Origin of the sequence: Mesorhizobium sp. M3A.F.Ca.ET.175.01.1.1, assembly GCF_004791945.1 — a bacterium.
Taxonomy (GTDB): Bacteria; Pseudomonadota; Alphaproteobacteria; order Rhizobiales; family Rhizobiaceae; genus Mesorhizobium.
In genome coordinates this window covers 1-366 of record NZ_SRTP01000145.1, presented here as the reverse complement: position 1 = coordinate 366, position 366 = coordinate 1, and the positions used below count along the sequence as shown (strand labels likewise).

The following is a 366-nucleotide window of genomic DNA, read 5'->3' as shown; positions in this document are numbered from 1 at the left end:
AAGCTCAACAACGGACGAGACATCACCGTCCAATCGGCTTTCACGAAACATGGTTTCATGGGTCGCGCGGTGCGCCCCTTCGATCTCGCTACGGCTCTTCCACCACACGCCTACGACATTGACGAAATTGGCATCTTCGGAGAACAGCGCCGCGAGGTCGCCCATATCGTGCCGGTTCCAGGCATCGGCAAAGGCAGTCGCGGCATCCTCGGGTTTGCTGACCGTCGATCTCAAGACAAACATCCTCCGTGCTTTCCGGTATGCATATAGGAGTTCGACAGCCGGCGCGACAGCCGCGTCAAGCCCCCCGGGAATTCTAACTGAGACACTGCCCGGCCGCCGACTGTTGCGTAGGTTGCTCTAGCG

The 366-nt window shown here is 59.3% G+C and carries 1 protein-coding gene; it reads right to left on the bottom strand.

Annotation, left to right across the window (positions count from 1 at the left end):
• A partial coding sequence (locus EN818_RS31110) for an SgcJ/EcaC family oxidoreductase (protein ID WP_245521431.1) occupies window positions 1-234 on the bottom strand: 234 nt, incomplete at its 3' end.
• Window positions 235-366 lie beyond the last annotated feature (132 nt).